The 22,253-nt window shown below is 48.6% G+C and carries 24 protein-coding genes, 5 tRNA genes and 1 riboswitch; of the genes, 17 read left to right on the top strand and 12 right to left on the bottom strand.

Annotated elements, in window-relative coordinates; genetic code table 11:
- The first annotated feature begins 10 nt into the window (after nucleotides 1-10).
- From yihA to radA, 12 genes are all read left to right on the top strand, one after another.
- Complete coding sequence (yihA, locus tag QOS46_RS04335) at nucleotides 11-604, top strand: ribosome biogenesis GTP-binding protein YihA/YsxC (RefSeq protein WP_283607520.1); 594 nt, start codon at nucleotides 11-13, stop codon at nucleotides 602-604.
- Nucleotides 605-626: 22 nt separating this feature from the next.
- Nucleotides 627-1,925 carry a diaminopimelate decarboxylase gene (lysA, locus tag QOS46_RS04330; RefSeq protein ID WP_283607518.1) on the top strand — a complete coding sequence of 433 codons (1,299 nt, stop codon included), beginning with the start codon at nucleotides 627-629 and terminating at the stop codon, nucleotides 1,923-1,925.
- A 158-nt stretch (nucleotides 1,926-2,083) separates the two neighbouring features.
- A complete protein-coding gene (locus QOS46_RS04325; protein WP_283607516.1) occupies nucleotides 2,084-2,389 on the top strand; it encodes a YerC/YecD family TrpR-related protein in 306 nt (101 codons plus the stop codon).
- The gene (locus QOS46_RS04320) at nucleotides 2,386-3,156 is read left to right on the top strand and encodes a class I SAM-dependent DNA methyltransferase (RefSeq protein ID WP_283607514.1); all 771 of its coding nucleotides are present in this window, start codon (nucleotides 2,386-2,388) and stop codon (nucleotides 3,154-3,156) included. The genes QOS46_RS04325 and QOS46_RS04320 overlap by 4 nt, the downstream gene beginning before the upstream one ends.
- Before the next feature lie 3 nt (nucleotides 3,157-3,159).
- Nucleotides 3,160-4,065 carry an Hsp33 family molecular chaperone HslO gene (gene hslO, locus QOS46_RS04315; protein ID WP_283607513.1) on the top strand — a complete coding sequence of 302 codons (906 nt, stop codon included), beginning with the start codon at nucleotides 3,160-3,162 and terminating at the stop codon, nucleotides 4,063-4,065.
- Nucleotides 4,066-4,179: 114 nt separating this feature from the next.
- A tRNA-Val gene (locus QOS46_RS04310) sits at nucleotides 4,180-4,256 on the top strand.
- 3 nt (nucleotides 4,257-4,259) lie between these two features.
- Nucleotides 4,260-4,336: transfer RNA gene (locus QOS46_RS04305), tRNA-Asp, on the top strand.
- Nucleotides 4,337-4,342: 6 nt separating this feature from the next.
- Nucleotides 4,343-4,418, top strand: a tRNA-Phe gene (locus QOS46_RS04300).
- A gap of 5 nt (nucleotides 4,419-4,423) precedes the next feature.
- Nucleotides 4,424-4,499 (top strand) — tRNA-Gly (locus QOS46_RS04295).
- 63 nt (nucleotides 4,500-4,562) lie between these two features.
- A tRNA-Cys gene (locus QOS46_RS04290) sits at nucleotides 4,563-4,637 on the top strand.
- Nucleotides 4,638-4,741: 104 nt separating this feature from the next.
- A complete protein-coding gene (locus tag QOS46_RS04285) occupies nucleotides 4,742-5,473 on the top strand; it encodes an N-acetylmuramoyl-L-alanine amidase (RefSeq protein WP_283607511.1) in 732 nt (243 codons plus the stop codon).
- Nucleotides 5,474-5,552: 79 nt separating this feature from the next.
- Complete coding sequence (gene radA, locus QOS46_RS04280) at nucleotides 5,553-6,920, top strand: DNA repair protein RadA (RefSeq protein ID WP_283607510.1); 1,368 nt, start codon at nucleotides 5,553-5,555, stop codon at nucleotides 6,918-6,920.
- On the opposite strand, the gene QOS46_RS04275 is transcribed toward radA, so the two are convergent.
- Nucleotides 6,889-7,086, bottom strand: a complete 198-nt coding sequence (locus tag QOS46_RS04275) for a hypothetical protein (protein ID WP_283607508.1) — start codon at nucleotides 7,084-7,086, stop codon at nucleotides 6,889-6,891. The genes radA and QOS46_RS04275 overlap by 32 nt on opposite strands.
- A gap of 119 nt (nucleotides 7,087-7,205) precedes the next feature.
- On the opposite strand from QOS46_RS04275, the gene QOS46_RS04270 reads away from it, so the two are divergent.
- From QOS46_RS04270 to QOS46_RS04255, 4 genes are all read left to right on the top strand, one after another.
- Complete coding sequence (locus QOS46_RS04270; protein WP_283607506.1) at nucleotides 7,206-8,288, top strand: efflux RND transporter periplasmic adaptor subunit; 1,083 nt, start codon at nucleotides 7,206-7,208, stop codon at nucleotides 8,286-8,288.
- On the top strand, nucleotides 8,281-9,468 hold the full coding sequence (locus QOS46_RS04265; RefSeq protein WP_283607504.1) for an ABC transporter permease: 1,188 nt from the start codon (nucleotides 8,281-8,283) through the stop codon (nucleotides 9,466-9,468). The genes QOS46_RS04270 and QOS46_RS04265 overlap by 8 nt, the downstream gene beginning before the upstream one ends.
- Nucleotides 9,469-9,582: 114 nt before the next feature.
- Complete coding sequence (locus tag QOS46_RS04260; protein ID WP_283607502.1) at nucleotides 9,583-10,362, top strand: DUF6873 family GME fold protein; 780 nt, start codon at nucleotides 9,583-9,585, stop codon at nucleotides 10,360-10,362.
- Between the two features lie 140 nt (nucleotides 10,363-10,502).
- A complete protein-coding gene (locus QOS46_RS04255; protein WP_283607500.1) occupies nucleotides 10,503-11,582 on the top strand; it encodes a tyrosine recombinase XerC in 1,080 nt (359 codons plus the stop codon).
- A gap of 84 nt (nucleotides 11,583-11,666) precedes the next feature.
- Here the strand turns inward: QOS46_RS04255 and QOS46_RS04250 are convergent, their stop codons facing one another.
- From QOS46_RS04250 to queA, 11 genes are all read right to left on the bottom strand, one after another.
- A complete protein-coding gene (locus QOS46_RS04250; RefSeq protein WP_283607498.1) occupies nucleotides 11,667-11,957 on the bottom strand; it encodes a YciI family protein in 291 nt (96 codons plus the stop codon).
- Between the two features lie 35 nt (nucleotides 11,958-11,992).
- Nucleotides 11,993-12,940 (bottom strand): hypothetical protein, encoded by a 948-nt coding sequence (locus QOS46_RS04245; protein WP_283607496.1) that lies wholly within the window; start codon nucleotides 12,938-12,940, stop codon nucleotides 11,993-11,995.
- 46 nt (nucleotides 12,941-12,986) lie between these two features.
- The gene (gene xerD / locus QOS46_RS04240; RefSeq protein WP_283607495.1) at nucleotides 12,987-13,889 is read right to left on the bottom strand and encodes a site-specific tyrosine recombinase XerD; all 903 of its coding nucleotides are present in this window, start codon (nucleotides 13,887-13,889) and stop codon (nucleotides 12,987-12,989) included.
- A 31-nt stretch (nucleotides 13,890-13,920) separates the two neighbouring features.
- Entirely contained in the window at nucleotides 13,921-14,610 is a 690-nt protein-coding gene (locus QOS46_RS04235; RefSeq protein ID WP_283607492.1) for a stage II sporulation protein M, read from the bottom strand.
- Nucleotides 14,611-14,755: 145 nt separating this feature from the next.
- Nucleotides 14,756-15,553: a pyrroline-5-carboxylate reductase gene (proC, locus tag QOS46_RS04230; RefSeq protein WP_283607491.1), complete on the bottom strand. Its 798-nt coding sequence runs from the start codon at nucleotides 15,551-15,553 to the stop codon at nucleotides 14,756-14,758.
- A 370-nt stretch (nucleotides 15,554-15,923) separates the two neighbouring features.
- Nucleotides 15,924-17,288: a thioether cross-link-forming SCIFF peptide maturase gene (scfB, locus tag QOS46_RS04225; RefSeq protein ID WP_283607490.1), complete on the bottom strand. Its 1,365-nt coding sequence runs from the start codon at nucleotides 17,286-17,288 to the stop codon at nucleotides 15,924-15,926.
- 90 nt (nucleotides 17,289-17,378) lie between these two features.
- Nucleotides 17,379-17,528, bottom strand: coding sequence for a six-cysteine ranthipeptide SCIFF (gene scfA, locus QOS46_RS04220; protein WP_009063491.1), 150 nt, complete (start codon nucleotides 17,526-17,528; stop codon nucleotides 17,379-17,381).
- A gap of 67 nt (nucleotides 17,529-17,595) precedes the next feature.
- Nucleotides 17,596-18,024 (bottom strand): TIGR04086 family membrane protein, encoded by a 429-nt coding sequence (locus QOS46_RS04215; protein WP_283607488.1) that lies wholly within the window; start codon nucleotides 18,022-18,024, stop codon nucleotides 17,596-17,598.
- Between the two features lie 93 nt (nucleotides 18,025-18,117).
- Nucleotides 18,118-18,450, bottom strand: a complete 333-nt coding sequence (gene yajC / locus QOS46_RS04210; RefSeq protein ID WP_283607487.1) for a preprotein translocase subunit YajC — start codon at nucleotides 18,448-18,450, stop codon at nucleotides 18,118-18,120.
- 67 nt (nucleotides 18,451-18,517) lie between these two features.
- Complete coding sequence (gene tgt / locus QOS46_RS04205) at nucleotides 18,518-19,648, bottom strand: tRNA guanosine(34) transglycosylase Tgt (protein WP_283607485.1); 1,131 nt, start codon at nucleotides 19,646-19,648, stop codon at nucleotides 18,518-18,520.
- 59 nt (nucleotides 19,649-19,707) lie between these two features.
- A complete protein-coding gene (gene queA, locus QOS46_RS04200) occupies nucleotides 19,708-20,745 on the bottom strand; it encodes a tRNA preQ1(34) S-adenosylmethionine ribosyltransferase-isomerase QueA (protein ID WP_283607483.1) in 1,038 nt (345 codons plus the stop codon).
- Between the two features lie 99 nt (nucleotides 20,746-20,844).
- A riboswitch (Lysine riboswitch) is annotated at nucleotides 20,845-21,020 on the top strand.
- A gap of 115 nt (nucleotides 21,021-21,135) precedes the next feature.
- Between queA and asd the strand changes: the two genes are divergently transcribed.
- Nucleotides 21,136-22,215 (top strand): aspartate-semialdehyde dehydrogenase, encoded by a 1,080-nt coding sequence (gene asd, locus QOS46_RS04195; RefSeq protein WP_283607481.1) that lies wholly within the window; start codon nucleotides 21,136-21,138, stop codon nucleotides 22,213-22,215.
- Nucleotides 22,216-22,253 lie beyond the last annotated feature (38 nt).

The following is a 22,253-nucleotide window of genomic DNA, read 5'->3' as shown; positions in this document are numbered from 1 at the left end:
AGGTGTTAAATTGAGATTTGATAATGCTGCTTTTGAGTTTGCCGCCGGTCGGGTGGATCAGCTTCCTCCCGATGATCTGCCGGAAATCGTTTTTTCTGGCCGCTCTAACGTCGGTAAATCTTCTTTAATCAATAAGCTGGTGAACCGAAAGGCGCTGGCAAGAGTCAGTGCCACGCCCGGCAAGACCGGTACCATCAATTTTTACCGGCTGGCAGACTGCCGACTGGTGGATTTGCCGGGTTACGGCTACGCAAAGGTTTCGCAGTCCGAAAAGCTGCGGTGGGCGCATTTGGTGGAGGGCTATTTTTCCGCCGGTCGCCGCATTGGTCTGGTGGTGCAGATTGTGGATATGCGCCACAAGCCTACGGCGGATGATTTGCATATGATTGACTTTTTGAGTGCGGGCGGAGTTCCCTTTGCAGTTGTCATGACAAAGTGCGACAAGCTGAACAAAGGGGAGCGCGCCGCTCAAATTCAGCTGTATGACGACCTGTTTCAGGATCGGGAGCAGGTTCGGCTCCTGCCATTTTCTTCTACCAATGGAGAAGGGCTCGACACGCTGAAGGAATGGATTACGGCGGCCTGCGCCGTACAAGAGCAATAAATACCGAAGGGGGAATTCGACTATGTATGTTTCCGATCACTTACAAATCAACGAGCAAGGGCATCTGAGCATCGGCGGCTGCGATACCGTACAGCTGACAGAGCAGTTTGGCACACCGCTGTATGTAATGGATGAAAACCAGATTCGCAGCAACTGCCGCAGGTATCAGAGCTCCTTTGAAAAGCATTACAAGGGCAGAGGGATGACTGTGTATGCCAGCAAGGCCTTTAACTGCAAGGCAATCTGCCGTATTATCGAAGAAGAGGGCCTCGGCTTGGATGTGGCCTCCGGCGGTGAGCTTTACACTGCGATTCAGGCGGGTTTCCCTGCGGAGCGTATTCATTTTCATGGCAACAATAAGACAGAGCAGGAAATCCGCCTTGCTTTGGATTATGAAATCGGCCACTTCATTGCAGATAACCTTACCGAGCTGCAGACCATAGACCGTCTGGCAAAAGAAGCAGGGAAGGTTGCGCATGTTTCTCTGCGCGTGAAGCCGGGCATCGATGCCCATACGCACAGCTTTATCCAAACCGGACAGATCGATTCCAAATTTGGTTTTGCGCTGGAAACCGGTGAAGCGATGAAAGCAGTCAAGGAGGCTTTGAAATATGCCAATATTGACTTAAAAGGGGTACATTGCCACATCGGCTCTCAGATTTTCGACAGTTCTCCCTTTGTACTGGCGGCGGAAGTGATGCTGCAATTGATCGCAGACATCAAAAAAGAAACCGGTGTTGAAATTCAGGAGCTGAACCTCGGCGGCGGCTTCGGGATTCATTACGCAGAGGACGATGCTCCGCTGCCGTATGATCAATACATGGAGCTGGTGTCCACGGCGGTGTTCCGTAAGTGCGAGGAGCTGGGCGTGAAGGTGCCCTTCATCTTTATCGAGCCGGGCAGATCTATGGTGGGTGAAACCGGAATCACTTTGTATCATATCGGCGGGATCAAGCATATTCCGAATATTCGTACTTATGTATCAGTAGACGGCGGAATGACGGACAACCCCCGCTATATTCTGTACCAGGCAAAATACACCGCGCTGATTGCGAACAAGGCGAATCAGCCTGCCGAAACCAAGGTAACCATCGCGGGTAAATGCTGCGAAAGCGGTGATTTGATTCAGGAAAACACCATGATTCAGGAGCCGCAGGTAGGCGATATACTGGCGGTGCTTTCTACCGGGGCCTACAACTATTCCATGGCATCTAATTATAACCGTAATCCCCGTCCGGCTGTTGTTATGGTAAAAGACGGCAACCCGCGTGTTGTGATTCGGCGCGAGTCTTATGAGGATTTGATTCGTAACGATCTGTAAATCTTCGCCTGGCCATGCTGGCCTGAGGATTGTTTTGTGCCGTTATCGCTTTTACACTTTAACGCTGCAACAAGCCGCGCCAGCAGGGCCGCAAGGGCGTTTGATGGCTTTTAGAGTACGCATACCGGTTTTAGTATGAAAAAGAAGGATGGAGTATTATGAATTCTAAAATCAAAGACAAAAGCGTAGACCAGCTCTTTCAAGCCGTGTTATCCCTCAAGACCATCGAAGAATGCTATGATTTTTTTGAGGATCTCTGCACCGTTCCCGAAATCAAGGCCATGTCTCAGCGCCTGACAGTGGCGCATATGCTGCGCAGTAAATGTGTTTACAGCGATATTGTTGCGAAAACCGGTGCGTCCACCGCGACAATCAGCCGCGTGAACCGCTCTCTGAACTATGGGTGCGACGGATATGAGATCGTATTCAAGCGTCTGGAAGAGGATGGGGACGCGGAACAATGAGCTCTTATTCCATCTTCGCACAGTATTATGATGAGCTGACGCAAAATGTTAATTATGCAGAGCGGGCAGATTATTTCTGCGGGCTTTTAAGAAGTCTGCGGCATCCGGCCGGGCTGGTGCTGGATTTGGCTTGCGGCACCGGCAGCCTGACCGTGCAGCTGAAAAAGCAAGGACTGGACGTATACGGAGCAGACGCTTCTTACGAGATGCTTTCCATTGCCCAGCAGAAGGCCGCCGAAGCAGAGCAAGATATTTTGTTTCTCTGCCAGCCCATGCAGAAGCTGGATTTGTACGGCACGGTGGATACCGTGATCTGTGCGCTGGACAGCATCAATCATTTAACCTCGGAACGGGATGTTCTGGCGGCGTTTCGGCGGATCTCACTTTTTCTGAATCCGGGCGGGTATTTTTTGTTTGATATGAACACATTATATAAGCACCGAGAGGTGCTTGCCAATCATATTTTTCTTTATGATACGGATCACGTATACTGCATATGGCAGAATCATTACGAAGAAAAAACGGACAGAGTCGGGATTCATCTAGATTTTTTTGGAAAAGAAGGCGCTGTATACCACAGAAGCTCGGAGCATTTTTATGAAAGAGCTTATTCCCTAGAAAAAATTGACGAGCTGTTACATACTGCGGGCTTAACGCTCGCAGCCTGCTATGATGACTGCAGTATGGAGCCGCCCAAGCCGGACAGTGAACGCATTGTTGTAGTCGCAAGAAAAGAACCTATATCAGAATCAGAAAAGGAACTTTAGTCTATGGACAGAATTATTCGCTGTATCACCACCGACGGCAGCATTATGGCCTCTGCAGTCGAGACGACTGATATTGTATACATGGCTCAGCAGATTCACCGCACCAGTGCTGTTACAACAGCAGCCTTGGGGCGTTTGCTGTCGGCTTCTTCGTTGATGGGCAACATGCTCAAAAAGCAGAATGCTGTCATCACGCTGAAAATCAAAGGCAACGGCCCCGCAGGTGCTGTGGTGGCAATTGCCGACAGCAGCGGGAATTGCCGCGGGTACGTCGAGCATCCGGAGGTAGAGGTTCCGAATAAGCCGAACGGGAAGCTCGATGTCGGCGCGGCCATCGGATCCGATGGCCTTCTGAGCGTGATGCGCGATTTAGGCGAGGGCGAGCCGTACATCGGTCAGGTAGAGCTGGTCAGCGGCGAAATCGGGGAAGATATCAGCCAGTATTTTGCCGTGAGCGAGCAGATTCCTACCGTGTGCGCACTGGGCGTTTTGGTGGACAAGGAAAGCCGCCAGTCTTTGCTTTCCGGCGGTATGCTTATTCAGGTACTGCCTGGCGCGGACAGTGCTGCTGTTGCAAAGCTGGAACGCAATGCCTCTTTGCTTGAGCCGGTTACCACTATGCTGGCCAAGGGCATGAGCATTGAAGAAATGTGCCAGCACGCGCTGGATGGCTTTGAAATGCAAATACTGGACGAAGCGCCGGTCAAGTATGTCTGCACCTGCAGTGCGGATCGTGTGACTCGTGCGCTTTCTACACTGCAACCGGACGATATCCGTACCCTTGCGGATGAAAGCGGGAAAATGGAAGCCAAGTGCCAGTATTGCGGCAGAACGTACGAGTTTACCCAGGAGCAGCTGGACCATCTCGCGGCCTCTGTAGAAGGGGAGTTGCGGCAAAAATCGATCTGATAAATTATCCAACCAAATTTTGAAAAAAATTGAAAATACCTGTTGACAACTGACACAATATATAGTATTATATAACACGTCGCTGATGCACAGATGCACGGCGGCAGCCGAAATGGGAGTATAGCTCAGCTGGTTAGAGCACCTGCCTTACAAGCAGGGGGTCATAGGTTCGAGTCCTATTACTCCCACCATACGGCTCGGTAGTTCAGTTGGTTAGAACGCTAGCCTGTCACGCTAGAGGTCGACGGTTCGAACCCGTTCCGAGTCGCCAATATTTGCCTCTGTAGCTCAGTTGGTAGAGCAGGGGACTGAAAATCCCCGTGTCGATGGTTCGATTCCGTCCGGAGGCACCAACAATGCGGATGTAGCTCATCTGGTAGAGCGCCACCTTGCCAAGGTGGAGGTAGCGAGTTCGAGCCTCGTCATCCGCTCCATGGTTTGACTGGATAACGCTTAAAGCAATTAAGCGTTATCTTTGTCACCGTAATCATGAATATGGCGTCATAGCCAAGTGGTAAGGCAAGGGTCTGCAAAACCCTGATTCCCCAGTTCAAATCTGGGTGACGCCTCCAAAAACCGCAAGCTGTTTAGCAGCCTGCGGTTTTTTTTGTATATTGTTTTCAATACAATTGGCGTTGTTTTTTCGTGGGTGGGTGCATATACTTCTTCAGAGGTGATGACATTGAAGAAGCTTCGACTTCCCCTGCTGTTGTTAATCTTTTGCTGCATGATGTTTATACGCCTGACATATCTCTCGTTTGAAAAAATCGATCAGATGGTGTCGGCTCTGGCTGGGGACTATATGCCAACTATTGTACTGGATGCCGGCCACGGAGGGGAAGACGGCGGCGCTGTCAGTAAATCCGGAATCATTGAAAAGGACATTAACCTTGCCATTGCGATGGATCTGAAACCGATGCTCGAAATGTCCGGATTTCGGGTCGTTATGATCCGAGATTCTGATGTCTCTGTTGGGGATAATACACTTGATACGGTGAAGGCAAGAAAAACTTCCGATATGCATAATCGCCTGAAAATAGTGGAAGAGAACGGCGATTGCGTTTTTCTCAGCATCCATCAGAACCATTTTACGAATGGAAAATACAGTGGCGCTCAGATCTTTTACGGGCCTAAAAACCCCAAAAGTCAGGTTCTGGCGGATACGACTCAAAAGACGATCTCGGCTCTTCTGCAGCCTGAAAACAGCAGAGAAACAAAGCCTGCCACAGATTCAATTTATCTGCTGCGAAACGCGGCGGTACCAGCTGTTATTGTGGAATGCGGTTTTCTGTCTAACGCGGGGGAATCCAAAAAGCTGAGTCAGCCGGAGTATCAAAGACAGATGGCGTTTGCAATTTATCAGGGGTTTTTAAGTTATTGGAATTCCGTTTCGCAAACAATGGCATAACAGTTGCCGGGAACCTGTTGCCGCGCTATAATAGAAGAATCGAGATAAAATAAAGGAACATCAATCGGAGATAAAAAGTATGGCATCGAAAAGCAAATCGGTATTCGTATGCTCCGGCTGCGGATTTGAATCCCCCAAATGGTACGGAAAATGCCCCGGGTGCGGGGAATGGAACACGATGAGCGAGGAAATACGGGAGCCTGTTCGTTCTACTCCCAAAGCCGCCGGGCATCATTCCATGTCACGCCCGGTATCCATCAATGAAATTGATACGGCGGATGAACAGCGCTACCAGACGGGGCTTTCCGAGCTGGACAGAGTGCTGGGCGGCGGAATCGTTCGTGGTTCTTTGATTCTGATTAGCGGCGATCCCGGAATCGGAAAATCGACGATTCTGCTTCAGATCTGTGAGTATCTGGGGCAGCAGCTGCGAATTTTATATGTATCCGGTGAGGAATCCAACCGGCAAATTAAGCTGAGGGCTTGCCGCCTGGGGGTTAGCAGCGAAAATCTGCTAGTCCTGACGGAAACCGACATTCAGCTTGTCGTTGAGCAGATTCAGGAGCTCAAACCGGATCTCGTCATGATTGATTCTATTCAAACGATGAATCATCCCGAGCTCAGCTCGTCGCCCGGCAGCATTACGCAGGTAAGGGAATGCACGAATTACGTGATGAGAACAGCTAAATCACTGGATATTCCGATCATTGTTGTAGGGCATGTCAACAAAGATGGCGCGATCGCCGGACCTAAGGTTTTAGAGCATATTGTGGACGCTGTGCTGTATTTTGAAGGGGAACGGCAGATGTCGTACCGTATTTTGCGCGCGGTGAAAAACCGATATGGCTCTACTAATGAAATTGGTGTGTTCGATATGGGAGAAAGGGGATTGTCCCAGGTGGACAACCCCTCGATGGCGTTATTATCCGGCCGGCCCAAGAATGTATCAGGTACGTGCGTAACGTGTGTTATGGAGGGAACCAGGCCGATTCTGGCAGAGGTTCAGGGTCTTGCAACCACCACCGGCTTTGGCAACCCCAGAAGAACTGCTACCGGTTTTGATTATAACCGTATGTCTTTGCTGCTGGCCGTTCTGGAAAAGAAAGCAGGCTACTACTTTTCGAATCTGGATGCCTATGTGAACATCGTCGGCGGCCTGCGTCTGGACGAGCCCGCGGCAGACCTTGCAGTGGCGATGGCGCTGATTTCCAGCCTGAAGGATGCACAGATTGGCGACAGCGTTCTGGTATTCGGCGAGATCGGCCTAACGGGAGAGCTTCGGTCTGTTTCCCATGTGAATGCTCGTATTGCAGAGGCGGCGCGCCTGGGGTTTGAAGCCTGCATTCTGCCGCACGCATGCCTCAAGCAGGTCAATACAGAGCATCGCGGAATCCGGTTGATCGGGGTGCGGAATATCAGAGAAGCGTTTGAGGCGGCTGTTCTTTAACAGAACGGGGAACGGTGCGGGGAACACGGCCATCCTTTCGGGAAGAGGCCTGAATGCGGTGAACGCAGCCTTGCCCAGTGTCGTTTGTCACCATTGTAGGAATTTCAAGCGAACAATATCCTTCCCGCTGATAAATACAGTCTTCGTCACATTGAATGATATTCATGCATTTCACCTCACAGGTATTCTGTGAGTTTCAGGTAGAATTATTCATTGAAAAACTATGCTTTTTCATTCATAAAATGCACTTCCTATCACAAAATAAGAGTGTATGGGGGGATTGAAATGAAAAAGTATGGAATGCTCTTTAGCTTTACACTAATCTTAGCTTTGCTGATTATTCACGCGGGAAATGTCTATAAAGGTACCTATGTGCCGGTTTCTGTTGTAAAGGTGAGTCCCATTACAGCAGAAAGCTCGATCTATTCGAACAACGGCACGGTTGAGCGAGTGGATTCCCGTAATATCTATGCGCAGGCAGGGGCAGTAGTTCAGAAAATTTATGTAAAAAGCGGGGAATCCGTCACAGCCGGCCAGGTTTTAATGACGCTGACGGCGTCAAATGTACAGGGAATACAAAATACCGACTCTATACCGGATTCTCTGGATGGGGAAACCTATCAAAATCTGCTTGAGACGTATTACAGTCAAATCACAGGGGAAGGCAGTTCATCGGCGGTTTCGGGAATACCTTCTTCTTCTGCACAGAGCAGTTCTTCTGCCAGCTCGTCCGCGTCATCTACGGAAGAACAGACCGAAACAAAGGAGATTCAGATTACAGCACCCGTGGCCGGTGTGGTGACATCTGTTGCAATTTCAGAGCAGGAAACCGTGGAACGCAACAAGGCGGTTATGACCGTTTCTGCGTCTTCGGATCTTCAGGTGCGTTTGGCCGTCAATGAGTCGCAGATTTCAGAAATCAAAACAGGGCAGAGGGCCGTTATTTCTGGGGCCGGTTTTCATACCGTTTATGAGGGAAAGGTAACCTCTATTTCTTCAGAAGCGAAGCAGCAATATTATACTACCGGCACTGAAACGGTAGTGGAAGTGCTGGTTCGTATTCAGAACCCGAAAAGTGATATTAAGCCTGGTTTCTCCGCAAAAGCGAAAATTATCACAGAAGAAAGTAGTAATGTTCTGGTAGCGCCCTATGAGGCCGTTCGCGCTGACGATGACGGCAAGGAATATGTGTACTTGCTGCACGGGCGAAAAGCGCTTAAAATGCCCGTCGTTACCCGCAAGGAGTTTGAGTCCGGCTTTGAAGTTTTATCAGGCCTGCAGCCTCAGGATACAATTATAATGAATCCCGATTCTGTTTCGGATGGAGCAGCGGTGCTTCCGCAGGCGGAGGGTTCCTCCAATGGCTGATATTTTTCGTTCTGCCTTTCAAAATCTGGGAAGAAAAAGGCTTCGCACCGCTTTGACTATGATGGGGGTGGCTATTGGCGTAGCGTCGGTCATTTTGATCGGCAATATCAGCCAGTGCGGCACCGATGCGCTTACCCATGAATTTGACAGCCTGGGCCTCAGCGGGCTGTCGATCAGCACTCTGGAAAATGACAGCCAGGTCGTGCTGACTGATACCGACCTGAAGGTGGTTCGGGAATCGGAGAATGTAGAGATGGCTATGCCTGTGATGATGCAGGCGACCAGTGTCCAGACCACACGGATTACCGGGAAGGCTCTGGCATGGGGGATCGATGCCGACGCGAACCAGATTATCTCCCTGAATATTCTGTATGGCCGGTCCATCAGCGTCAGCGATGTCAAGTCCGGTGCGAGAGTCTGTATGGTAGATGAGAACTTTTCACAGGCATCCTATAAGAGAAATAATATTATTGGAAAAAAGTTGTCGATTACCTGCAGCAGCGGCACGGAAGAATTTGAAGTGGTAGGGATCGTAAAAACAGGCAGTGGGTTACTCCAGAACTTTATCGGCAACTATATTCCGAATTTTGTATATATTCCATATTCTACGATGCAGCAGTTGCTGGGAAAGAATTCGTTTGACCAGATCGCGGTAAAGCTGAAATCTGGAACGGATGTGGACAAAACAGGGGATCTGCTGGTGCAATCTCTGAATCGCACCAACGGGAGCAGTAATGCTTTTGTTTCGAACAACCTGATGAAGCAGCGCGATAGCCTTTCGAATATTCTGGGGGTAATTACCCTGATTCTCTCCTCTGTGGGAGCGATTTCTCTGCTGGTGGCCAGCCTGAGCATTATGACTGTCATGCTGGTCTCAGTCAATGAAAGAACACGAGAAATCGGAATCAAAAAATCAATTGGGGCCAGAAGAAAAGATATTCTTTTGGAATTTATGTTTGAAGCGATTTTGATTACATTGATCGGTTCTATTTTTGGAATTCTGGCCGGGTATGGTATTTCCTATTTAGGTGCTTCATATTTTGGGTTTACGTTGGGCATCCGGCTTGATATTATGGCGCTCGCGGTCGGCTTCTCCATTTTGACCGGTATGGTATTCGGGGTGTACCCCGCTATGAAAGCGGCCAGAATGAATCCCGTAGATGCTTTGAGAATGGAATAGAAAAACGTTGTTCCGGGATTTCTGACAGTGGCTCTATAAGAGCAGAATGAAAACACAGAAGAATCACTTGCTTCTGAATGATTGTTTGGGTATGTATAAGGATGGCAGCATAGCATGAAAATGAAATCTGTTATAGCACCTTCAGAGCGCTTTGTTGAGATACCGAATCTGCCGTCGGCTGAGGTAACTACTGTGATTGCGGCTGATATTGTGCCGGAGGTGACAGCCGCATTGCAAAGCAGGGGAATCCGTATGATTGCTCCACCAATCAATGAGGATTTGCCAGAGCCGATTAACCGGCACGCGGATTTGCAGTGTGTTCATTTAAAAGGGAAGAGCTGGCTTGTTGTTCGATCAGAAACCGAGCTTCAACAAAGGCTCAAAGAGGAAGGGGCCGAAGTGCAGTTGACAGAATGGCGCCTTGGGCAGGAATATCCGGCAGACATTCGATTGAACGCACTTCTATTGCATAAACAAATGTTCGGAAAGCTAGAAGAATTAGATCCGGCACTGCAAAAAGCTTGCGATTTTGCCGGAGTACATAAATTTCCCGTCAGGCAAGGCTATACCAACTGTTCGGTGGCTATTGTATCTGAAAAAGCGATCATTACAGCAGACTCTGGAATTGCACAGGCAGCGGAACGGCATGGAATCAGGGTGCTGAAAATCAGTGCTGGGAACATTCGGCTGCCAGGATACGAATACGGATTTATCGGCGGATGCTGCGGACTGATTTCGCAATCCATTCTGGTATTTACCGGAGCACTTAATTTACATCCGGACGGATTGCAAATTCGTCGTTTTGTCGAAGCGCAAAAAAAACAGGTGCTAGAGCTTACGCAGAATTCGCTGATTGACATGGGCGGGATTCTGCCGATGAAGGAAAGGGTCTGATGGAAGATTGATCATTAAAAGAAAATCAGGATTGACGACCTGTTTTTAAAATGATATAATTAGTCATAATAGTTATTTTGTATAACTCAGGGGATGGGAATTTCCAAGACGACGATCAATTGAATAACGGGGTGATAAAAATGAATCCGAAATTAATGCACGAGTGTCCTTTGATTATCCGTGAATTTCTGGGTTATATCGGTACGGTCAAAGGAAAATCTGATCATACGATGGAAGAGTATTTTCGGGATTTGAGGACATTTTTTCGCTACATAAAAAAGATGCGCAGTCTGGTTCCAAATGATCTGCCATTGGATGAAATATCGATCTCTGATGTAGATTTAGCGCTGATTCAGTCGATTTCTCTGACAGATGTGTTTGAATATATGAATTATCTTTCAGCCGTTCGCGGAAATAAAGCGGCAACCAGAGCCAGAAAAGCTTCAAGCCTACGTGCGTTTTATGTGTACCTGACAAATAAAGCCCACAAGCTTTCCGTGAACCCGATGCTGGAGCTGGAAACACCGAAGCTCAAAAAGGCTTTGCCGAAGTATTTAACACTGGAGCAAAGCATGGAGCTTCTGAACGCAGTAGATGGCCCGGACCGACAGCGTGATTATTGCATCCTCACGCTGTTTTTAAACTGCGGAATGCGGCTTTCCGAGCTGGTGGGAATCAATTTGAAGGATGTTCGGCAAAACGCGTCGACTATGCGCATTGTGGGAAAAGGCAATAAGGAACGGGTTGTGTATTTAAACGATGCGTGTCAAGAAGCAATCCGGCAGTATCTGGAGGTTCGTCCGCACAATAATCTGATTGACCGCGAGGCGCTGTTCATCAGCAGGCAACGCAGACGGATTAGCCCAAAAACCGTGCAGCATCTGGTGAAAAAATATCTGGCGAAGATCGAGTTTGCAGGCCCCGGATATTCTGTGCATAAGTTGCGACATACGGCTGCTACCTTAATGTACCAGCACGGCCACGTAGACATTCGGGTTCTGAAGGATGTTTTGGGGCATGAAAATTTGGGTACTACCGAAATCTATACGCATTTATCCAGCCAGCAAATGCGCGATGCGGCAAACGCCAATCCATTGTCTCATGTAAAAGCCAAAGGAAGCCGCGTTGCTTCTGCAGCGAACGTTGAGAAACGCGCAGCATCTGAGAGCGGCGGTGGAGCAGAACAGGAAGAAGGCACGGGAGAAAAAAAGGAGCTATAACTAAAAGCCACCTTAGAGGCAGGTACCTCTAAGGTGGCTTTATATAGGATATACTTATGAGGGCATTTGCCAGAATCAAGGAAGTTATTGGTCTGCAAAGCATTGAAAATCAGGCGCGTATTTCGTGGGATAAAACTCAATGATTTCATAGCTCGCTATCGCATTTACATGAAATGGGTCTTCTGAAATAATTTCTTTCATTTCAGCTTCATCTTTTGCATTGAACAAAATTACTCCGCCAACACGAGGATTTTTTCTGCCGGAACAGATGAATTTCCCTGCATGATAATACCGATCCAGATACGCAATATGCGCTTCGAGATATTTCTCAACTTCTGATAATGGTTTTAGATAAGTTAAATTTGCGATAAACATTTTTGTATCCCCTCGTATTTGCTTCTCGGTCAACGTCATCTTCTATCCTGAAAAATAGAATCGTCATTGTTTTCCAGTGTGCTTTTTTTCACCAGCTTCCCCTGATAGAACACATATTCAGGTTCAGAGGGCTGTTTCTCCGTTGTGTTCTCTATTTCTGCACTCTCTTCCCCACCTTCCGGCGGTTGAGTGCCTGAAGGCTTTAGTGCCGGGTGAATCATCAGCTTTTCAATCAACGGATAAACGGAAAAGTTGACCAAAAAAGAAGAAAAAGAAAACGCAAAAAACAGTACAAGGAATCCGTTGATCAGAAGAACCAGAGTAGGATTCATATAGTACAGAAAATAATTAAGGAACAGAACCACACCAAAAATAGCCGTTAATAAAATGTTGCGCCACAAGCCGACAATGGCAAAAATAAACGCGTTTTTATATATTTGCTTCAAACTCAGATCAAATGTTACAATCATCAGCGGAATATAGTATTGCATGAAAATGAACACCAGAAATACCGCGATGCTGATTCCGAAGAGAACCATAAACAGCGTACCCTGTGATGCTGCCAGTGTGTAATAAAAGCGGATACAGAAGATAATCAGACTGGCCAGAACATAACAGATGATACCATGAATTGAAAACTGTTTCCAGTTGAGTAAAACGGCGTCTTTAAAATCAGATGCGATGAAAGCATGCTCTTCCCTGGCATAGTTGCGGGTGACAAAAGTAAGACCCGCCGCAAAGGGACTGAGCAAAACGAATGGCAGATTCCACAGAAAAGCCTGCCCGGTTAAGCGGCCTACCAGATAAGAAAGGATGCTCACTGCCGCAAACGGAACTAGAAACAAGAGGTTCAGCTTTACCAGCTCAAAAAATTTGCGAAACAGTATTTCAAAAAATCTTTGTACCGGCGGCTTTTGAGGCGTGTCCTTACTTACGCCGGGCCCCGGCTTCTGGTAGCCGCCGAACAGAGAAAATCCTGACAAGTAGCGTCACTCCTTTTGTGTTACCCTTCTTGCGGGTTCCGTCGTTCTAGCTTACCCCCACCTTAGCCTTGGGATGACAATGGTTGTAAACCTCTTTAAAATGATCGTTCATTAACTGAACATAAACCTGTGTGGAAGAAATATCCGCATGCCCCAGCATCAGTTGAATATCTTTCAGGCTCGCGCCGTTTTCCAACAGATGCAGCGCAAACGAGTGCCGCAGTGTATGTGGAGTAATCTCTTTCGTGATTTGAGCGTGCTCCGCGTATCCTTTAATGATCTTCCAGAAGCCTTGCCTGGTCAGACGCCTGCCGTTCAAGTTGGTAAACAAAGCCTGTCCGCTGTCTGCGCGGATCATCACGCTTCTAACACGGAACAGATAATCGGAGACCGCAGCAATTGCCTTGGAATAAATCGGGATCATCCGTTCTGTTTTTCCGTTTCCCCCACAGCACAGCATCGCCGTGTGCAGGTTAATATCCGTCACGTTCAGATCCACCAGTTCAGATACGCGAATGCCGGTGGCATACAACAGTTCCAGCATGGCTTTATCGCGGCAGCCCTTCGGCTCTGAAATATCTGGCTGATCAAACAAAAGCTCAATTTCTTCACTGCTCAGAATCTGTGGCAGCTTTTTTTGAACCTTTTCCAGCCGTATGTTTTTTGCGGGATTTTCAGACGCTTTTCCCGTCAGAATTAAGAACTGATAAAAACCACGGATAGAGGCCATGTTCCGTGTAACGGTCGATACGGAGCACTTACGGTTGCTCAGAGCTCTGACATATTCCTCCATAACAGACTCGGTCACCTGTTCCGGTCCCCGAAGGTTCTGCCCTTCTACATATTCTAAAAAATGCTCTATATCTCTGGTGTACGAGTCCAGAGTGTTCTGAGAAACCAATTTTTGAAAACGCAGATAGTCCCGGTAGTCGGAACAACATTCTTTCATCTCAATTGTACCCCCTATTTGGCTTTTGGACTCAAAAGGAAAACGCGCCGGTAAAACATACGGTTGTAATCAGATCGATTGCAGCCGCAGCAGCGGAAAGAATTAGAATAGAGCCAAACTGAACCGCATACGCCTTTAATGAAAGCGTTTTGCTTTGCTCCCGTCTTAACGCTTCTAACAGGGCCTCTTTCGAAAATAACATGCCTTCCCTCGCCGCAAGAAGAATGGCAACCATTGATAAAAAGGCGCCCGGTAATACCACCACCGCATTGAATAAAACTCCCTCAAACCCATATGCCGCATACAGGTATCCGGAGGCCAGACCAAAGCCGAATCCTCGAAACAATGGAACGAGCGGGAGGACGAACGCTCCCCACAAAGACATTCCCAATAAAAAGCAAATTACAACAAAGAAAAAAGAAGAACCGAGCGACGCAACAAACGCTGAGCCGGAGGATTGTACGGCCCGGGCCTTAACATCGCTGACAAACATCAAATCAAGCTTCTGCATTACAGAGTCGTTAGCACCTCTGGCAAACAGCGCACCGGAAACAGTTCCAACAAGCAGCAAAAACGCCAGCACTGTCAGCAGAGGATTTTCACGAATCACCTGAAACATGCTTTGCAGATCAAACAGACGAACCCGTGGTTCGCGAACAGTCCGCGCTTTTTTGTGGAATCGATAAAACACCGGTATGATTCTTGTCCTTTTCATGCTCATACAAATCCTCCTGGGGGCAATTGCCTATCCAATTGTATGAGCCGAAAGAGCGTAATATGAATATCAATGAGCAGAACTCTGAGTGGAACTCTGCTTTCATTATGGAGCAAAAAATATCGTTTGAATCAAACCCTTTTGGAAAAGCTTATTTCCCAAGCTCTTCCGCCCGGTGCGTGCAGGCAATCATCGCTTCATCAATAATCGCCTCGAAGCTTCTGTTATAGAAAACATCCAGCGCCTTCAGAGTAGTGCCTCCCGGAGAAGATACCATTTTGATCAGTTCGTCGGGCGTATGGCCGGAATGCAGCAGCATTTCGGCGCTGCCAATCAGGGTCTGGCTGAACAGACGCAAAGCCGCATCTGCGGGGATTCCCTGGCGGTCTGCGCTTTCTGCCGCCGCTTTTGCAAACAGATATACATAGGCCGGGCCGCTGCCGTTGACGGAGGTCGCCACGTTGATCTGGTCTTCCCTCAGAATTTCGACCGTGCCGCATGCCTCAAAGATGGAACGTACGAACGCGAAATCCTCATTTGATACCTTCTCAGAACGGCACAATGCGGTAGCACCCTTGCCTATTAAAAGAGGGGTGTTCGGCATCGCGCGAATCACCGGGCAATCAAGACCCAGTGTGGAGGTAATATAATGAATCGAAATTCCGGCCGCGATGGTAACAAAACGGGTTTGCTCCGTCACCGTCTTTTTGGCATCTTCCAGTACCTCCGCAAAGTTCTGCGGTTTTACGGCAAGGAAAACAATGTCGGCGTCCTTCACAACTTCAGAAACGGATGCGGCGGCCCGCAGACCTTTTTGTTGAAACATCGAACGCTTTTCTTCACTGATGTCAAATACGATCATATCCTTCGCCGGATGAATCCCCGCGCGAAGAATTCCATTCATAATTGCACCGGCCATATTGCCGGCCCCGACAAACCCTACTACCATTACATTCTCATTCCTTTGCACATTAAAATCAAAACTTAAACACCATTTTTTTGACAGATCGGGCCAGTTTTGGCCTTTGATCCCCACTTTTGCGGTTATGAAATATAATATACTATAATACTTTTCCCGCCTCAAAGCAAGGAAAAACAGGAGTAAATGTAAAATTTATACAGTATGCAGAAAAACATGCATCTGAATTATGTAACCCTCTAAATATTATGTCAACTTAAGAGAAGATGCACAAATGCATAATTATGCACACGCCTGAATATTGCCAGCAAGCGTGTGCATAATGAGCGTTTCTATCACGTTTTCCGGGAAAGTTCACACAAAAAGATACCACTGAAAAAGAAGTGTTTACGGATGGGATTTACTCCGTATCCGCCAGAGCAGCTTTCATCATAATGGCACATTCCAAACGCTTTTTCTCCAGCTCGCATGAAATGGTGTGGGGCTTTAGAATATCTCCCTCATACTGCCAGCTGTTGGCATTACATCCACCGCTGCAGTAGAATTTGGCCCAACAGTTCTGGCAATCCTGCTTACTGTAAATATTATATTGTGCAAATTTTTCTTTCATCGAGCGGTCGAAGGTACCCTGCATAATGTTCCCCATCTTCCACTCGTCGTCGCCAACGAATTGGTGGCACGGGAAAATATCGCCCTCCGGAGTGACCGCAACATATTCGTTTCCGCAACCGCAGCCGCGCAATCGTTTGATTGCACAGGGCCCTTGGTCCAAATCAAGCATAAAGTGGAAGAAATTAAAGCCCTTCCCCTCTTTCCTGCGCTGAATGAGGAGCTTCGCCAGATGATCGTATTCCTCGAACACGCGTGGCAGATCCTTTTCTTTCAGGGAGTACTCGAGCTTTTCGTCCGACACCACCGGCTCGATGGAAAGCTGATCAAACCCCAGCTCCGCCATGTGCAGAACATCCTTGGTAAAGTCGAGGTTATGGGTTGTGAATGTACCGCGCACATAATAGTCCTTATCGCCGCGGGTGGAAACCAGCTTTTGGTAATTCGGAACGATCCGGTCGTAGCTGCCGCGACCGTCTGTGCGGACACGAAGCAGATCGTTGATCTCTTTGCGCCCATCCAGGGAAAGAACCACGTTGGACATCTCGCGGTTGATATATTCGATTTTGTCATCTGTCAGCAGAAGACCGTTCGTTGTGATCGTAAAGCGAAAGTTTTTGTTGTGTTGCTTTTCGATGCTGCGGGCGTAATCCACCACCTTCTTCACGACCTCAAAATTCATCAGCGGCTCGCCGCCAAAGAAATCGAGTTCCAGGTTGTGGCGCCCCTCAGACTGTTCAATCAAAAAATCAATGGCTCGCTTGCCAACCTCAAAGGGCATTAGCATCCGGCCGCGGCCAAAGTCGCCCTTGGCGGCAAAGCAGTATTCGCAGCGCAGATTACAGTCGTGCGCTACATTCAGGCACATGGATTTGACCGGGGCATCCCGCAGCATTCCACAGAACTGCTCGTACTCGTCTTTCGAATACAGCAGGCCGGAACGGTATAGCTCCAGCAACTCCTCATACGCCTCGTCTATTTCAGATTCCGAGAACCGCTCTGCCAGAGACTGCTTGATTTCCTCCGGCTGTTGTTCCGGAACGCTGTCCGCCAGATAATCCAGTATCAGGTAGGGCAGTTCGTCAAATACATGAACTGCTCCGCTGTGGGTATCCAGGACAATGTAATAACCGTTCAGGTAATATTTGTGTATCATTCTATCTTTCTCCATCCGCACAAAATTGAAGGGACAGAATTCTGTCCCTTCAATCATTTGTTCTTATCTGACCGCAGTATCTGTCAGAAATTACGCTCTCTGCGCGTTCTCACATTTCTGGTTTGCTACGGTGCAAGAGGTTTTGCAGGCGGACTGACAGGAAGCCTGGCACTCGCCGCAGCCGCCCTTCACAGCGCTCTCTTTCAGGTTGGCTTTATTCAAAGTTTTGATCTGTTTCATTTCAAAATCCCCATTTCACAAGTTTTAATTGCCAATATTATAGCACAAGAATGGAAACTTGAAAAGCCTATTTTCGCCTGGATTTTTTGTTTACCGACAAAATTCCGGCGATGGCACCGGTCAAAAGCATAATAAGGCCCTTTGTGAGCATGAAGGCCGAAACGCTTTCTCCCGTAACAGTGAGTCCTACCAAGAACAGAAGCCCAAACAGTAAAAATGCGGCACCGGAGCCGTACAGCATCCCGCGTTCACCAGACATGCGCGCCGCAATATATCCGGCACAAAACGCACCCAAGGCAGCAATCAGCACGGTAATCGGCTGCAGCAGGCTTTGGGGTATTTGCTTTGCGGCAACCAGGATCAGAGAAAGCACCAGAAGCAGAACAGTGCATACCACTGCTCCGGCCAGAGTGCCGAACACAATTGGACGAAGTATTTTCCAAACCGGATTTTGCATACGTTCTCTGTTTGATTTAACTCTTTTTGGCCTTTTCATATAAAATACCCCTCCTGCATGTTCTCTACATTTCATAGATATTCGCAGAAGGGGTAAAATATACTAGTTTTTCTTTAGCAAGAGAAGGATTGTTTATTTGTCATCCTCATGAACGGTATTGATCTTGCCCAGCGCCCAGCGCTTCACAATGATTTTGGTGCGGTCGATTCCAGTTTCCAGCACAAAACTTTCGCTCTCATCCTTGATGGCTACAATGCGGCCGACAATGCCGCCGATCGTCGTAATTTCATCGCCGATTTGAACGTTCTTGCGCAGAGCTTCCTCTGCCTTTTTCTTCTTCTGCTGCGGGCGGATCATAAAGAAATACAGCGCGCCGAATAACAGCGCGTAAATGACTATAACGCTCCACATAGAATTGCCGGAAGACGCAGCTGCGGTTGCCGCTAAAGGTAATAAATGATTCATAAGAAAACAGCACCTCCATATTAGTAATTCTGATTATATCAATAAAAAAGAAATCATGCAAGCGGAATTAGATTCTTTGTCCAAGTTTTTCAACGTTTTCAAGATAAAATGTGTCGAAGCTTCCCTGTTCTAAAGAGTAGCGAATTTTCTCCATCAGCGTATTGTAAAAATAGACGTTGTGCATTACCGCAAGTCGCATGGCAAGCATTTCACCGGCCTTGAACAGATGGTGCAGGTAGGCTCGGCTAAAGCTGCGGCATACCGGGCAGTCACACTCCGAATCCAGCGGGGTATCGTCCAATGCATATTTGGCATTGAGCAGATTCCGTCTTCCCTGCCAGGTGAACAGGTGGCCGTGGCGCGCGTTGCGGGTAGGCATGACGCAGTCAAAGAAATCGACCCCTCTGCGAACGGATTCCAGAATGTTGTCCGGAGTGCCAACTCCCATCAGGTAGCGGGGCTTGTCCGTGGGCATTTCCGGCTCAACGGCTTCAATTATCCGGTACATCTCATCGGCGCTTTCGCCTACCGCCAGACCGCCAATGGCGTAGCCCGGCAAATCCAGCTCGCGGATCTGCTTCATATGCTCAATACGCAGGTCTTCATATGTGCTGCCCTGATTGATTCCCCACAGCATCTGGTGCGGATTAATGGTATCCGGCAGGGTGTTCAGGTGATCCATTTCGTCTTTGCAGCGGTGCAGCCAGCGGGTGGTACGCGCGCAGGACTGCTTGGCGTAGTCGTATTCAGCAGGATTCTCTACGCATTCATCAAAAGCCATTGCAATGGTAGAGGCCAGATGCGACTGAATCCGCATGCTTTCCTCCGGCCCCATAAAAATCTTGTGTCCATCGATATGGGAGGAAAAGGTGACGCCTTCTTCCCGAATGTTGCGCAGCTTCGCCAGAGAAAACACCTGGAAGCCGCCGCTGTCTGTCAAAATCGGGCCATCCCAGCGGGTAAAGTGGTGCAGCCCGCCCAGCTTGTGAACGGCCTCGTCCCCCGGGCGCAAATGCAGGTGATACGTGTTGCAAAGCTGCACCTGACATTTCAACTCTTTTAGATCCAAAGCGGAAACAGCGCCCTTAATTGCCCCGGCGGTTGCAACATTCATAAAGGCGGGGGTCTGAACCGTACCATGCACGGTTTCAAATGAGCCGCGCCGGGCTCGCCCCTGTGTGGTTTGTATTTTCAGCATAGTGTCTTTATTCCTTTTCTTTGCTTAATCTGCGGCTCTGCACCGCGCAGCGCTATCTTTTACTGAATCAGCATCGCGTCGCCAAAGCTGAAAAAGCGGTATTTTTCCTGCACGGCAATCCGGTAGGCGTTCAAAACATGCTCCCGACCGGCCAACGCGGAAACCAGCATGATCAAGGTGCTTTCAGGCAGGTGGAAATTCGTAATCAGGCCATCCAGCACCTCAAATTGAAATCCGGGGTAGATAAAAATATCTGTAAAGCCGCCGCTTTCTTTGATGCAGCCCTCTTTTTTCGCAACGGATTCCAGTGTTCGGCAGCTGGTGGTTCCAACGGAAATGACTCTGCCGCCGGTTTTCTTCGTCTCATTGATCAAGTCGGCGGTCTCCTGCGGCAGCCAGTAATGCTCGGAGTGCATTTTGTGATCCGTGATTTTGTCCGCGCTGACGGGCCGAAAGGTGCCAAGCCCGACATGCAGTGTCACATACCCAATTTTGATTCCCTTTTCTCGAATTTTCTCCAAAAGCTCCTTGGTAAAGTGAAGCCCCGCTGTGGGAGCGGCAGCGGAGCCGACCTCACGGGAATAAACGGTCTGGTAGCGTTCCTGATCCTCAAGCTTCTTTTTAATGTAAGGCGGCAGCGGCATCTGGCCAATCTGATCGAGAACGGCATAAAAATTCCCCTGGTAAGAAAATTTGACCAGGCGGTTTCCACCCTCTATAATTTCCAGTACCTCGGCGGTCATGAGTCCGTCACCAAAGGTAAAACGGCTTCCGGGCTTGGCCCGTTTTCCGGGACCGGCCAGCACCTCCCACACATCTTCCCCTTGGGCGGCCAGCAGCAAGAATTCCACCCTCGCTCCCGTTCCCTCTTTAATTCCATATATTCTGGCGGGAAGAACGCGGGAGTCGTTCAGAATCAGGCAATCGCCCGGGTTCAGAAAATCGATAATGTCGTAAAAATGCCGGTGCTGGATTTCTCCGCTGTTTTTGTCTAAAACGAAAAGCCGGGAAGCGTCTCGCGGCTCTATGGGAGTCTGCGCAATGAGCTCTTCCGGCAGGTCGTAATCAAAGTCTTTCGTGTTTAAAGTGCTTTCCATTCTGTATCTCCTAGATTACTTCAGATTATTTTTCTGATTCTATTATAAATAAATTGACAACCGATAGCAACCCGTGCTATGATAAAGCAAGATAAAAATTAAGAAGATAGAGGTGCGTCTTTCAAAAGTAGCGGGATGTAGGTTGCCAAAACCGACGAGAGCCTGCGAAAGGGAAAGTCGCCGAAGGGAATGCCCCGGCAGGTATTCGCCTGGTTATGGCTGCGAACAGCAGTATGACTGTCATCATGAAAGTATGGTGGAGAGCTATCACAGATTACAAGCAGAAATTTCTGCATCTGGAATGCTTTTTATTATATTTGATTGATGACCGGTTTTCAACCGGTTTTTTTTATTTTTTATTCCATTTTCTTACATTAGGAGGAACATCCCATGAAACAGTATAAAGTCGGCATTATTGGAGCAACAGGAATGGTGGGACAGCGTTTTGCCACATTATTGGAAAACCATCCGTGGTTCCAGGTGACCGCGCTGGCCGCAAGTGCCCGTTCCGCGGGGAAAACATACCGCGAGGCGGTAGGCAAACGCTGGCTGATGCCTTCTTCCATGCCTGAGAAGATGGCTGATATGATCGTGCTCAATGCCGATACAGACGTAGAGAAAATCGCTTCCATGGTGGATTTTGTATTCTGCGCCGTCGACATGAAGAAGGAAGAAATCAAAGCACTGGAAGAAGCCTATGCCAAGGCGGAATGCCCGGTTGTTTCGAACAACAGCGCGCATCGCGGCACACCCGATGTTCCCATGGTGGTTCCGGAGCTGAACCCCGAGCATACTGAGATTATTGCGGCGCAGAGAAAGCGCCTTGGAACAAAGCGCGGCTTTATTGCGGTAAAGTCTAACTGCTCCCTGCAAAGCTATGTGCCGGCTCTGCATCCCCTGATGGATTTTGGCATTACAAAGGTTTTGGCCTGCACTTATCAGGCAATTTCCGGAGCGGGTAAGAATTTTGAAACCTGGCCTGAGATGATCGACAATGTGATCCCCTACATTGGCGGCGAGGAAGAGAAATCCGAGCAGGAGCCGATGAAGATTTGGGGCCACATTGAGGGCGACAAGATTGTCAACGCCACTTCCCCTTCGATCACTGCCCAGTGCCTGCGCGTTCCGGCAAGCGACGGTCATATCGCGGCTGTGTTTGCTTCCTTTGAGAAGAAGCCCGAAATCGAAGAGATTTTGAACCGCTGGAACAACTTTGCCGGCGTGCCGCAGCAGCTTCAGCTGCCCAGCGCCCCGAAGCAGTTCATTCACTACTTTGAGGAAAACGATCGTCCGCAGACCAAGCTTGACAGGAATCTGGAGGGCGGCATGGCTGTATCTGTTGGCCGTCTGCGCCCTGATTCTCAGTACGACATCAAGTTTGTCTGCCTTTCGCACAATACTCTGCGCGGTGCCGCCGGCGGTGCTGTTTTGCTTGCTGAGCTGCTCTGCGCTCAGGGATATATGGACTAAGCTTTTCCCTATCTTACTTTAAATTATTTGTATAATAG

The organism is Faecalispora anaeroviscerum, from assembly GCF_947568225.1.
In the GTDB taxonomy this organism is placed as follows: domain Bacteria; phylum Bacillota; class Clostridia; order Oscillospirales; family Acutalibacteraceae; genus Faecalispora; species Faecalispora anaeroviscerum.
This window is presented reverse-complemented; position numbering and strand designations above follow the sequence as displayed.